The sequence below is a fragment of the Methylobacterium sp. CM6257 genome, from assembly GCF_054611515.1.
Window position 1 is genome coordinate 3790970 of record NZ_CM137735.1, and the last position, 12886, is coordinate 3803855.

The 12886-nt window shown below is 61.6% G+C and carries 6 protein-coding genes and 3 pseudogenes; 6 read left to right on the forward strand and 3 right to left on the reverse strand.

The features are described 5' to 3' along the window. Window positions 1-10: 10 nt before the first annotated feature. The 3 genes and pseudogenes from ACYCO6_RS18575 to ACYCO6_RS18585 form a co-directional block, all read left to right on the forward strand. Window positions 11-623 (forward strand): annotated as a pseudogene (locus ACYCO6_RS18575) (IS630 family transposase); the annotation flags it as partial. Between the two features lie 711 nt (window positions 624-1334). Next, window positions 1335-1658: pseudogene (locus tag ACYCO6_RS18580) on the forward strand (GDP-mannose 4,6-dehydratase); the annotation flags it as partial. A gap of 160 nt (window positions 1659-1818) precedes the next feature. Further along, window positions 1819-4623, forward strand: a complete 2805-nt coding sequence (locus tag ACYCO6_RS18585; RefSeq protein ID WP_459762040.1) for a glycosyltransferase — start codon at window positions 1819-1821, stop codon at window positions 4621-4623. Here the strand turns inward: ACYCO6_RS18585 and ACYCO6_RS18590 are convergent. Continuing rightward, the gene (locus ACYCO6_RS18590) at window positions 4613-4975 is read right to left on the reverse strand and encodes a hypothetical protein (protein WP_459762042.1); all 363 of its coding nucleotides are present in this window, start codon (window positions 4973-4975) and stop codon (window positions 4613-4615) included. The genes ACYCO6_RS18585 and ACYCO6_RS18590 overlap by 11 nt on opposite strands. A gap of 196 nt (window positions 4976-5171) precedes the next feature. Between ACYCO6_RS18590 and ACYCO6_RS18595 the strand changes: the two are divergent. From ACYCO6_RS18595 to ACYCO6_RS18605, 3 genes and pseudogenes are all read left to right on the forward strand, one after another. After that, window positions 5172-6134: pseudogene (locus ACYCO6_RS18595) on the forward strand (IS110 family RNA-guided transposase); the annotation flags it as partial. A 316-nt stretch (window positions 6135-6450) separates the two neighbouring features. Continuing rightward, a complete protein-coding gene (locus ACYCO6_RS18600) occupies window positions 6451-8397 on the forward strand; it encodes a recombinase family protein (protein ID WP_459762044.1) in 1947 nt (648 codons plus the stop codon). A 212-nt stretch (window positions 8398-8609) separates the two neighbouring features. Next, entirely contained in the window at window positions 8610-8909 is a 300-nt protein-coding gene (locus ACYCO6_RS18605; protein WP_459762046.1) for a hypothetical protein, read from the forward strand. A 99-nt stretch (window positions 8910-9008) separates the two neighbouring features. Here the strand turns inward: ACYCO6_RS18605 and ACYCO6_RS18610 are convergent, their stop codons facing one another. Next, a complete protein-coding gene (locus ACYCO6_RS18610) occupies window positions 9009-10790 on the reverse strand; it encodes a glycosyltransferase 61 family protein (RefSeq protein ID WP_459762048.1) in 1782 nt (593 codons plus the stop codon). A 272-nt stretch (window positions 10791-11062) separates the two neighbouring features. Beyond that, on the reverse strand, window positions 11063-12847 hold the full coding sequence (locus tag ACYCO6_RS18615) for a glycosyltransferase family 61 protein (RefSeq protein WP_459762050.1): 1785 nt from the start codon (window positions 12845-12847) through the stop codon (window positions 11063-11065). Window positions 12848-12886: the final 39 nt, after the last annotated feature.

Below are 12886 nucleotides of genomic sequence, written 5' to 3' on the forward strand. Positions count from 1 at the left end.
CGTGTGAGAGGCGACTCACGCAGCTGAGCAGGTGCGCGCGGACGTAAGGTCGGCGCGCGAGACTTGGTCTAAGGCGCAGCCCAACCTCGACCCGGAGCGGCTCGTGTTCCTGGGCGAGACGGCAGCGGCCCCCAACATGGCGCGCCGCTCCGGCTGGGCGCTGCGCTGCGAGCGCTTCCGGCTTGCCGCCCGCAGGGGCATTACAAAACCACGACCCTCACTGCCGCCCTGCGCACGAGTGGGCTGTGTGCCACCGCGCTATTGGATGGCCCACGAACGGCACGCCCTTTTGCAGCTATGTCACCCAGATCCTGCTGCCGGTGCTGCACCCCGGCGACATCGTCGCCATGGACAACCTGCCTGCTCACAAGGTCGCCGGCGTGCAAGACGCGACCGTGGCCGCGGGAGCGCGGCTGCTCTACCTCACGCCTTACAGTCCCGATCTGAACCCGATTGAGCAGGCCTTCGCAAAGCTGAAGGCGCTGTTGCGCAGCACTGCGGCCCGCACGATCCCAGATCTCTGGGCGGCGATCCGACAGGCTTTCACCCGCTTCACCCCGCAGGAATGCCGCAACTACCTCTCTGCAGCTGGGTACAAACACGACTTGGCTGTCCCTTCCTGACCGGGAACAGCTCTAAAGCCCTTCAGTTCGAATTTGCGAACCACCATGCCCGTGCTGTACGATCTGAATCTATGCGCTATCCGACGCCCGCGAAAGGGCATCGTTCGACGCACGCCATTCCAAGCCAAAATTTCGATATGACCCGCCGTAATGCGCTCCGCTGGATGCTGCGCAACCTCAGTATCATTCTCGACCGCTCCGCCGAGGCGGATTGCGAGTTCCGAGCTGTTCGACGCGGAGTGGTGCCGCGCTACCCCGGCAGCCAATGTGGCGCCGGACCGGACCGTGCAGCACTAACTGCAGGCGGGCGCCACGCTTGGGCTGAACCCCGGCCCGCTATTCGATGGGCCATGGTACCTCACGGCGAACGCCGACGTGCCCGGAGCGGGCGTAAACTCCCGCTGTGCTACCTCACCAAAGAGCGCACTGAGAGGCGGCCAATATATCCTTTCGCCGACCCAACGGCGCTAGCGCGGATCGAAAGCCCCGAGCTTCTCGACGCGGGCGGTATCGAGATACTCATGACCCCAACCCGACGCCGAGCCAAGCCGCGGACACTACCTTCAAGAGGGATCAGCTCTCGACCACAATCGGAACGGGACGGGTTCATGGCGGCCAAGCGAGCGCTGATCACAGATATGACGGGCCAGGATGGGGCGTATCTGGCGCAGCTGCTCCTGGAGAAGGGTTACGCGGTCATTGGGATCGCGCGGCGACTGGGGTCATGCCCGGGACTACGTGCAGGCGATGTGGCTGATGCTGCAGTAGGACCGGCCGGACGACTACGTGATCGCCACCGGGCGGACCACGACGGTGCGGGACATGTGCGCGATCGCGTTCAAGCATGTGGGCCTGAACATCGACGATCACCTGGTCATCGACCCGGCCCTGTTCCGGCCGGCGGAGGTGGAGGTGCTGCTGGGCAACCCCGCCAAGGCCAAGGCGACCTTCGGCTGGGAGGCGCAGACCAGCCTCGAGGCGCTGATCACCGAGATGGTCGACGCCGACATCAAGCGCCACAGCGCCAACGCCTGAGCGCCTCATAATGAACAGATGGATGCAATCTGTATGACTCCAGACTGATATCGAAAAATTCCCGCAGATTATTAGGCCCAGCAAAAGTTAGCAGCAATTGCGATAGCGCACGCTTCGATTGCTACCTTTTCTCGTCTGATGCGTACAACGGAATTCCAAAATGCTGATTGGCCGAATCGACATCGCCACGCACGACTGCGTGTATGGATGGGCATATAATGATGAGCGTCCCGAGTCCGCGTTAGAGATAAAGTTGTACATTGACGGAAAACCGGTTTCGCGGGGTCTTGCAAACTTATATAGAACAGATTTGGACGCTGCGTCGATCGGGACCGGCTATCATGGATTTTGTCTCCAGATACCCGTTTATGTTCGGGACGGATTGACTCATCATTTGGAAATAATGTGCTCCGAACAAGAGGATCGCATTATTAAAGATGGATTTCTTGATGCCGTAATTCCATATGATAAGAAAATTGGATCGGGGCTTGCAAGCGACGAATTGATAGCTCTAATTTTTGATGCCGAACATTACGTTAGCCAGGCCGGTCCCACCGAGAAGCCGCTTGACCACTACAGGAAGGTAGGTTGGAAGCTCGGCTACGATCCACATGTGCTGTTTTCCACGAACTACTATATCGAAAATATCGGCCGGGACCTGAAGTCGGACCCGTTGAGCGATTTCTGTGCCTCTGGAACGGTGTTTTGGCCGGAAGTTCATCCGCTGCTCGATGTAAAAGAATATCTTAGAATCCGGCCCGATTTGATTTCTCACGATCTGCACCCGCTAACCCATTATCTGCGGTACGGATGGAAAGAAGGCGTTGGTGCTTTCAGAATATTTGACGGCGCCTTCTACCAAACTCAATATTCCTGCAGCGATGATGCGAACATAGGCGGAGCAATCCATTATTTAAAATATGGTTGGAGAAATGGAAAGCGGCCGCACCCACAATTTGATCCGATAACATTTTCTAAGCTGGCGGTGCTTCCGAATGCTGGCGAACCGCTAAGCCATCTTATACACGTTTGCCTGCGGCAAAAGGGACTCTCAACAGGCAAAGAGGATAAGCTTGATGACGCGAAAACAAGTATTATTATCTTAAACCTTAATAAATCCGTAGTGACCATGCAATGTTTGTATTTTATATACAAATTCACCAAAAATGAGCGCATCGAGATTATCGTGCTCGACAATGGGTCGAATGGAGATCAATTCGATACGCTGGTTAAATACGGAATCGGTTGCAAGGTTCTGCGGCTTCAAGATAACCTTGGCTTTGGCGAAGGTAACAATATAGCCGCGGAAGCGGCACGCGGGAAAAACATAGTTTTCCTTAATAATGATGCTTTTGTCACCCCTGGCTGGCTTGATCCATTACTGTCCCAACTCGAAGACCAGACCGTAGGTGGAGTCGGGCCCATCTTCCTTTATCCGAACGGCAGTGTGCAGGAAGCGGGCGGATCTATTTTCGATGATGGCATCGTGCATCAAAGAGGAAGAGGTCTGCCTGCGTTTCACGCAAATTATGACCGGTGTGAAGAGGTGACATATATTTCCGCGGCCGCGCTCGCCGTTCGCAAGGATGTATTTCTTGATGTGCTGGGATTCGACCTAATGTGGGATCCGGCTTATTACGAAGATGTCGATTTGTGTCTGAAAATCAAGGCAAAGGGTTATAAAATTATATTTGAGCCTAAATCAAAGGTTGTACATCTTGAGGGTACTACTTCCTCAGACTCCGACTTGCGTTTAAATAATATAGTTGCAACTAACAGGCTGAAGTTTGTGCAAAGATGGCAGAAGACCATTCAAGAGGGAATTTCTCTAGAAAATCTAAGCTTCGATCTTGTAAGGTATGCGAGAGTATCGTTCAGAGGCAAGCCTATACTCGCGTTGTACACGCCTTACCCTTTGCAGCCGGGCGGCGGTGAGCGATATATCTTGTCAATCGCACATGTGTTGCGGAAAGAATTCGATTGTATATTGTTTATGCCGCGCTCTACCAGCCGAATCAGATTGCTAACTATGGCTCGAGAGTTCGGCTTGAATCTCGATCATGTTAAGTGCGAAATGTGGTCGGAACGAGGTGCCTATAATCAGCCGGATTTGTTCTTCTGCGTGGGCAACGAAGTAGTGCCTCCTGTTGAAGCAATAGGAAGGCGAAACTTCTTCATTTGTCAGTTTCCATTCCCCGTCAGTCCTGCCAAACTTGCTGCCAATTGGAGTAATGACGGCGGCTATGATGCTGTCGTTCTTTATTCGGATTTCGTGATTGAGTCGTTCATCAGAGAAAAGGTGAAACTAAATTTGCCGTCGAAGCCTATACATCGTGTTTATCCGCCGGTAGATCTGATCTCGGGTGAAAGCGCGCGCGATGACGTGAAAAGAATTCTTAGCGTTGGACGTTTTGGACCTGACGGTCACTGCAAGCGCCAAGATGTTATGGTCGAGGTGTTCAAAGAGATGTGCCGCTATGAAGATCGTCCGGTTGAGTTGCATCTGGCTGGAAGTCTTGGGGCTGATGATCGTACAAGAGAGTATTTCTTCAATCTAAAGAGCATGTCTGAGGGGCTGAGGGTTTATTTTCACGTGAACATTTCTGGGAAGGACCTTCGTGATTTGTATTTGCGGTCTGACATTTACTGGCATATGACGGGCGCAAACGACAGCTTCCAGTTAAGTCCGGAGAGATTTGAGCATTTCGGCATAACCATTGTGGAGGCGATGAGTGCCGGATGTATTCCTATTGTGATTGGGTACGGTGGGCCGGCTGAGATTGTCCAAGACATGGTAAGCGGTTTTCACGTTTCTGATAAAAGGGCGCTACTCAGCTCTACGCTTTCGGTCTTTGACATGTCGCCTCAGGATATCGCGACGTACAGAGCGGCTGCGGCTGCGCGAGCTAAAGATTACAGCTACGAGGAATTTACGGGAAGTTTGAATGCTGCCATCAAATCGTGATGCCTAGGTTTGCTATAATCTTGTTCGATTCGCGCACCGAATTGAGCTCGAAGGCGAGGCGGTAGCACTGCACGGCGGGCTCAGCTTGGTACCGACACTCGTGCTCCCAGCCGGCCCGCAGCAGCGTCGCGGCGATCTCTCCGATGGCCGTGTCCGCCTCGCCGTGCCGTCCGATCTCGGCGATGAACGCCGACGCCTCATCCCAGAGCTCCCGCTCGACGACGTCGCGCAGGCGCGTCGTCGCGGCGATCCCGCGCCAGCACTGAGGATCGCGCGGGTCGATCGAGGCGGCGAGTTCGTAAGCTCTCGCCGCTTCGCCGAACCGACCGCTGCCCTCGAGCCGGAAACCCAAGGTCTCAAGGTGCCGCACCGTCGCGGCAGCCTGCGACCCCGGAAGTGGGTCAGAGCTGAGCATTAGGCCTAGATGATGTAACGGGCGCGCCGAACACCGGACCGCTTGAGGTTGGGTGGTCGTCCCTCAGAATGATGGTGTCCGAAGTCAACGGCGTCAGGTTTGGGCCTGCGCCAAGCATCATCGAGGAACGACCATGACGCAGTATGCCGGGATCGACGTGTCTCTGGAAGCCTCTTACGTCTGTGTCGTCGATGCTGAGGGGAAGATCGTCCGCGAAGCGAAGGTGCTGAGTGAGCCTGACGCGCTGATCAGCTGGTTTGCCGGGCGCCAGGTGGCGATGGAGCGGATCGGATTGGAAGCCGGGCCGCTGTCGCAGTGGCTCTACGCGTCCATGAGCAGGGCCGGCTTGGCCGTGGAGCTGCTGGAGACCCGCCACGTGCGCGCAGCCTTCAAGACCATGCCGGTGAAGACGGACAAGAAGGACGCCCGCGGCATCGCTCAGCCGATGCGGCTGGGTTGGTTCCGCCCAGTGCACTGCAAGTCGGTCCCGGCGCAGGAGGTCCGTGCGGTGCTGACGGCGCGCAAGCTGTTGCAGGGCAAGCTGCACGACATGGAGATGAGCCTGCGCGGGATCCTCCGGGGCTTCGGGCTGAAGGTCGGCACCACGACGCCCAAGACCTATCCGGCTCGGATACGGACGCTGGTCGACGGCCATCCCGCTTTGGAGGTGATCGCTACCGCGCTGCTGAAGGCGCGAGAAGTTCTAGCCGACGAACTCCGCGGTTTTGAGCGCCGGGTGCGGACCATGGCACGCCAGGACGAGAGGGCGCATCGCTTGATGACAACACCCGGCGTGGGCGTCCTGGTGGCGCTGACCTTCGTGGCGGCGGTGGACGATTCGGAGCGGTTCCGCTCATCACGAGCGGTTGGCCCCCACTTTGGCCTCACACCCAAGAAGTACCAATCCGGCGAGACGGACGACACGGGGCGGAACTCCAAGATCGGCGACGCTGGGGTGCGCACGGCCCTCTATGAGGCCGCCAATGTCATCCTGACGCGGCCGGTGAAGGGATCGGACCTGAAGACCTGGGCCTTGAGCGTCGCCAAGCGCGCGGGTCTGCGCAAGGCCAAGGTCGCCCTCGCACGCAAGCTCGCGGTGACCTGTTAGACAATGTTGCAAAGTTTGATCACCGCTTCGTCTACGCAATTGGGCGAGCCGCGCTGAGACGCGGCGTGTCTTGTGCCAGCCGAACCGCAGCATCCAGATCCCGTTTTGGGCCGATCAGCCTGGTCCAGGATGGGGGCCGCGATGGCCAAGCCCAACAGGAAAGGCCGACCACTCGGTCTTGAGATCACCTTTGAGGTCGGACGAGGGAGCCGGGAGGTTTTGGTCCGTGCCTATGAGCGCCTGCTGCCATCCCGAGCCCGCTGCCCCGCCGCGAAGGCCCGAGCACCATCGATAGGAGCGCGCTATGAGGAACCCGCACCCGACGACGGCTTCTCCTCTCCCGCTGCAGGTCGCGATCTACGCCCGGGTCTCGTCCGATCAGCAAGCTGAGCGCCAGACCATCGACAGTCAGCTCAGCGAGTTGCGAGCGCGAGCTGCACAGGACGGCCATCACGTGGGCGGCGACAGGCTTTTTGTCGATAACGGCCACAGCGGTGCCAGCTTGGTGCGCCCCGCCTTGGAGCGCCTACGCGATCTGGTGAGCCTGATGGCGCTCGATCGCGTCTACGTCCACGCCCCGGACCGCCTCGCCCGCAGCTACGCGCATCAGGTGTTGCTGCTGGAGGAGTTCGCCCGCGCCGGCACCCAGGTGGTGTTCCTCAACCGGCCAATCGGCGACAGTCCCGAAGACAACCTGCTCCTGCAGTTGCAAGGCATGTTCGCCGAGTATGAGCGGGCCAAGGTGCTGGAGCGTAGCCGCCGCGGCAAGCGGCACCGTGCCCAGGCTGGCGCGGTTAGCACCCTCTCGCGTGCGCCTTACGGCTATCGGTACGTCACACGCGCCGCCGGAGGCGGGATCGCGCGCTACGACGTCGACGAGGCCACAGCTGGGACCGTCCGGCAGATCTTCGCCTGGGTGGGGCACGAGGGGCTGACGCTTGCGACCGTGTGCCGGCGCTTGCACGCCGCCGGCATTCCAAGCCCGACCGGCAACGCGCATTGGAGCCGCCCCATGATCCACAGCCTGCTGCTCAACCCGGCCTATGCCGGGCAGGCCGTTTTTGGGCGCCGCCGGTGCATTCCTTGGACGCCGCCGCTGCATCCACCGCGCGGACATGATGGGCTGCCGCGGCGCTCATTCCGGCAGATCCCCGCTCCGGCCGAGCAGCACATCCGTGTGCCTGTGCCGGCGATCATTGATGCGGGGCTGTTTGCCGAGACTGCGGAGCGGTTGGAGGAGAACCGAAAGCGCAACCGCGAACGCCTGGCAGGCGTGCGCTACTTACTGCGCGGCCTGCTGGTCTGCCAGAAATGCGGTTATGGCTTCAGCGGCCATCATCATCGTGGGAGGTGGCGGTATTATCGCTGCTGCGGCACCGACCGCAGTCGCTACCAAGGCGAGCGCCGGTGCGACGCCCGGCTGGTAGCTGTCGAGCCACTCGAAGCGGCCGTGTGGGCCGAGGTGCGCCGCCTGCTCGAGGATCCCGCGCGCGTGCTGGACGAGTACCAGCGGCGTCTGGAGGCGGTGCAGACCAACCCGGGCCAACTCGAACGCGAGGCTGTCTCGCGCCAGTTGACCCGGACGCGCGCCGCCATCGGGCGGCTGATCGATAGTTACGCCGAGGGGCTGATCGAGAAGGCCGAGTTTGAACCGCGCATGGCCGAGCTGCGCCGCCGCCTGGCGCGGCTTGAGGCTGAAGCGGGTGCACTGGACATGGCCGAGGAGCAGGCGCACTCCCTCCAGCTCGTCATCGGCAAACTGAGCCTGTTCGCGGATCTGGTGCGTGATCGCCTTGAGGAAGCGGACTGGAGCACGCAGCGCGAAATCGTCTGCACCCTGGTCAAGCGCATCGAGGTCGGAGACGACGCGGTGCGGGTGGTGTTCCGCGTCGATCCGAATCCCTCAGGACCGTCCGACCATCGGCGCGTGTTGCTACATTGTCCAACTCGCTGTCGTGCTGCACCGGATGCTGCGCGACCAGACCTCTTTCGTCTCGCACAAGGCCGCGCCTATGATCGCTGCTTAGACCAGAAGGAGACGACACACTCTTCGGGCGGGCTCATCACCATCAGCCCCCCGAGGCCGAGTCCCTTCGCCGGGACGATGGATCCGGTCAGGCCGTTCAGTGCACAGCAGCGCCGACGAGGTGACTGCGCGACCCTAGATAGGCCAGCCGGTCCTCAGCAGACATCGTCAAGCAGAAGCCCCGCGCTGACTGCGGACAGAAGCAAGCCTCCGGCGGAGAGATGACGCTCAGAAGGGATTGACACCAATGCCCGTTACAGAAGTGCACTGACTCAGACGGATGGTGCAGCTTTGCCGTTGACGGCATCGAGGATGGCTGCGGCCGGTTTGATCTGTCGTTGGCGTCACATAGCGGCCGATTGGCTGGTCCGGCTACTTTTTGGGGCGGGCGGGCAAGCTATCGGGACGTAGCACTATCCGAGCCCTTTGAGAGGGTCGTGGGCTACGAGACGGTGGGTGAGCGGGTCGAGCCGCTCTTCACGGCGGACCCGCGCACTCCGGCCGAGCACGCCAACCTCGCCGAGCTGCACGCCGGTGCCGAGCAGTACATCGCCGAGACCCTGGACCTCTACGGACCGGACCTGCTCCAGGCCGACATTCCGCTCAAAGGTGCGCAGGAGCTCCTGCGCATGGTGATGGAGGGCCAGATCGCCATAGACCTCGCGTCGTTGGCGGTACTCGGCGTCGAGGACGATGTCTGCGGCCTTCCGATCGATGAGGTCTACCGGACGCAGTAGGACCTGAGGGTGCCCGGACCCCGGTCCGACGGGCCTGGGTGGCGACGCATCTTCAGCCGGCGCACACCGGATGCTGAAGCGCAGGATGGTGGCAGGGGATTAGGGGGCTGACGAGACCGTCGCCACTGCTCGCAAAACTTGCGCGGGCGGCACCGCGTAATTCGCATGCATCGGGTGCAGCCCCTCGGCGAGGACGGTCGTTCCGCGAAGGAACAGAAGCTGCGCTCCGCTGGACTCGATCAAGCTGGTAAAGCCACGGAAATAGAAGGACCGGCTGTCGTGCGTGAGCGCCACGACTTTGGCTCCCGGGCGACAGAAGATGCAATTGATAAGAGCGGAGCTCGCCGAGCCGACGATGATGTCGGCTGAATGATAGGTCTGAATCTGTTCGGCGAAGCTGAGCTGTTCGGGATGGACGACCTCGAAGCCGTGCGGCGTCAACGCGTCGATGATCTCCGCCTCATTGACCAGCTGACGCTGCGTGAAGCCACGCCGGGACAGAACGATCCGCCGCCCTGTCCGTCGCAGGTCGACGCCCTGTGCAGTCAGCCGTTCTAAGACTTTGCCGCGCATAGCGGCGAGGACGTCCTGCGGCCAGATCGCGTCGTAAGTCGGGAAGCCCTCTCGCGTATCGAAGGGATAGAAGACGGGCACTGGAGCGAGCCCGAGCTCACGAAAATGCGTCGCTACGGGCGGCAGCGTCACGACGGGCCGGGCGCGTTCGTCCATCAGCGCGATGATCTGCCGGTGCGTCTCCGGCATCTGATCGTCGACGCAGATCGGGAAGCCCGAGGGGCAGGCGGGATCGTTGAACCACAGCATGCGCGGGGCAAACTCGAGCAGCCAATGGCCGTACTGCCGGCTCTGGAACCCGAACAGCATCAGGCCGGCGTCGATCTCACGAATCTCGGCAGGCGCCTCGATCAGGGCGCGTCCGGATCCCCAGACCGCCGTCATGATCTGACCCGGATTGACCCCGTCCTTGATGTCGGCGACGCCGCTCAGCGGATGAGCCGCCAGGTCGTAGATCAGGCGCTGTCCGTGCAGCACCACGTTGCTCCGGGGGAATGTCAGGCAGTCTTGGAAGAACGCGAGGTATTGCGGCGGGGCGTCGAGGGTTCCCGGCTGAGAGGTCATCGGGATCGGACCGTCGAGGAACTTCACGTCGGGCTCGGCGATCCGGCGGCCGGCCAGCAACTCGCGATAGCGCCCCTGCCCTTCCTCGGCGGCCTGTCGGGCTGAGACGATGTCATAGATGCCGACGGGGCCGAGGCCGGCGATCGTCCGGGTGCTCTCGTGCAGCGCCGCAGCCTCTTCGTGCCGGCCCGCCTCCGCCAAGGCATTCATTTGCAGCAGGCGCAGGTTGCGGATCTTGGTGCTGATGTTGTGGCCGTCCCCGGTTGCGAGGCCGGCGTCTCCACCATTGAGCTCGAAGGCGAGGCGGTAGCACTGCACGGCGGGCTCGGCCTGGTACCGACACTCGTGCTCCCAGCCGAGCCGCAGCAGCGTCGCGACGATCTCCAGGATGGTCGTGTCCGCCTCGCCGTGCCGCCTGATCTCGGCGATGAACGCCGACGCCTCGTCCCAGAGCTCCCGCTCGACGAAGTCGCGCAGGCGCGTCGTCACGGCGATCCCGCGCCAGCGCTGAGGATCGCGCGGGTCGATCGAGGCGGCGAGATCGTAGGCGCGCGCCGCGTCGCCGAACCGACCGCTGCCCTCAAGCCGGAAACCCAAGGTCTCAAGGTGCCGCACCGTCGCGGCAGCCTGCGACCCCGGAAGCGGCTCAGAGCTGAGCAGTGAGGCTAGCGCCTCGAGCACGCGAGGGGCGTTGCCGCTGTCGATCGTCCGAAGCAGGTCGATGAAGGTCGGTGTGGGTCTCATATTCCTAATCGTGCCCTGCCGATTGTCCGACCTCTGGGCGGCCTACCGATAAGCACCCGAGAGCTGGTCGTGCAACGGGCTGTCGTCCTGCAGGATGCCGATGAACTCGACCTGATCGTGGCTCTCGGTATGGGCAGGTGCTTTCCTACTGTTCGCACATCCCGTGGCTCACGGGCCGCTCAGCATTGCACGCGTCATAAGATCTCGAGTCACCTGCCTCGAGCTGATCACGCTGCCATGACTCACGCTCTCAACGAGCAGGCGAGATGGCGTCACAGCGCCGACGCGCGCAGCGCCGTGATCGCTTGCAGCACCTCGGCCGGATCGACTGTGTAATTGGCGTGAAATGGATGCGAAGCTTCCCCGTGCGCGGTTTTTCCGCGAACAAAGATCAGATCGGCCCCGCTTGACCGAATCATGCTGGTATATCCGCGGAAATTGAATGACAGGTTCTCATGAATGAGGGCGATGACTTTGGCCGTCGGGCGGCAGAATATGCAGTTGGTCAGGGCGGAGCTCGCCGACCCGACGATGACGTCGGCGGAATGATAAACCGCCACCTGCTCTGCGAAGGTGAGCTGCTCAGGGTGGACGACCTCGAAACCGTGCCGCTCCAGTGTACCGACGATGTCCGCTTCGTTCTTGAGCTGACGCTGCGCGAAGCCACGCCGCGATAGAACGATCCGTCGGCCCGTCTGACTCAGATCGACCCCGCGAGCGGCGAGCCGCTCGAGTACCTTGCCGCGCATGGCCCCGAGGACGTCGCCCGGCCAGACGGTGTCGTAGACCGGGATCCCCGGCCGCATGTCGAACGGGAACAGGGTCGGGACCGGAGCCGTGCCGAGTTCACCGAAGCGTGTCGGCCCCGCCGGCAACGGCAGCACCGGCCGATCGCGCTCATCGATCAGCTCGACGATCTGCCGATGGGTCTCCGGCATGTGGTCGTCGATGCAGATCGGGAAGTCGGCCGGGCAAGCCGGGTGGTTGAACCACAGCATGCGCGGGACGAATTCCAGAAGCCAGTGACCGTAGTTCTTGCTCTGAAGCCCGAACAGCATCAGGCCGGCATCGACCTCCTGTACCCCGGCAGGGGCGGCGACCACGGCACGTCCGCCACCGTAAGCGGCGAACAGGCTCTGATCCGGATTGACCCCGTCCCTGATGTCAAAGGTGCCGCTCAGCGGATGGGCGGCGAGATCGTAGATCAGCCGATCCGCTTGGAGCACGACGTTGCTGCGCGGGAACGCCATGCAGTCCCGGAACAAGGCGACGTATTGGGGCGGCGCGTCGAGGCTGCCCGATTGGGAGGTGAGCGCAATCGGTCCCCCGAGGAACTTGATCTCCGGCTCCTGAATCCTGCGTCCAGGCAGCAACTCGTGATAGACGCCCCGGCCGCCGACGGCAGCTTGGCGCGCTGAGACGATGTCGTAGATGCGCAGCGGTCCGAGGCCGAGCAAGCCGCGCGTCTGCTCGTGCAACGCGACGGCCTCCTCGTGTCGGCCGTCCTCCGCGAGGGCGCGCATCTGCACGGCGCGCATGTCGCGGATTTTGCGCTCGAGGGTGTGTCCGTCAACGGTGGTGATGCCGTGGCCGCCACCGCTGAGTGCGTGGGCCAACCGGTAGCTCTGCACCGATGGCTCGACATCGTACTGACACTCGTATTGCCATGCGAGCGTCATCAGGATCGCGACACCCTCGCCGATCCAGGCGCCCTGGTCCGGGTTGTCCCTCAACGCCGCGACGTAGGCAGCGGCCTCGCTGAAGCGGCCCCGTTCGCACAGGCCCCGGAGGCGCGCGAGGACGGCCGCGCTCTGCCAGCGTTCGCGGTCTCCCTCATCGACGGAGGCGATCAGGTCATACACCTGCGACGCTTCTTCGAGCTGGTCGCTGCCCGCCAGCCGAAAGGCGACCGTATCGAGGTGCCGCACGACGGAACCGATTCCCGCGCGCAACTGCGCTTCCTGGGCGACGATCGGAGCGAGCTTCTCGATGACCCGCGAAGCGTTGCTGCTATCGATTTCCCTGACCAATTCCATGAACGCCGCGGTCGGCCTCATGTCGCCCTCACGCCTCATCGCAACCCACCTCGGCGTCGA